Raw genomic sequence first — 555 nt, 5'->3', positions numbered from 1 at the left:
TGTGCTCAGCAAGAATCGTTATTGGATGAGCTCCTAGGTTCGGTGTTTGCGCGTGCTCTACAGGCGGATTTGAGCTTAAGTATTGATGAGTTAGCTATCCATAGTGAATTAGCTCAAGCGCGTTTGATTCGTATGTGGTTGAGTAAATTGAATGCCAATATGCCGAGTCAAACTCAATTGCGCTTGATTTGGCAAGAAGTGGCATTGGCACAACAAGATGCCAATCCAAAGCTTAAACTCAAACAAGGAGAGATCCGACGCTTCCAAAACAAATTGTACTGGGTTAGGCCTTATGCCGATGTGACGAGTTGGCAAGGCCATATCCAAATCGATGAGCCACTGGTTTTACCTGAGAGTTTGGGGACGTTAACGCTTAGTTCGGGTTCTCATAAGCCAAATATTTCGCTGCCATCACCCCCCGAGTTATTGAGGGTTACTTTCAATCCCGAAGGTTTGTCGGCACACCCCACAACACGTAGTCGCAGTCGTAAACTGAAAAAGTTATTCCAAGAATACAATGTGCCAAGCTGGTTACGTCGTCAGATCCCGATTTTG

1 protein-coding gene is annotated in these 555 nt (G+C 45.6%); it reads left to right on the top strand.

Annotated elements, in window-relative coordinates:
- On the top strand, positions 1-555 hold a 555-nt coding region (gene tilS / locus R7Q11_RS28490; RefSeq protein WP_225467268.1), incomplete at both ends, for a tRNA lysidine(34) synthetase TilS.

The organism is Vibrio sp. 970 (assembly GCF_033339075.1).
Note: the sequence above shows the minus strand (reverse complement) of the source record. Positions and strands in the feature narration are given on the sequence as shown.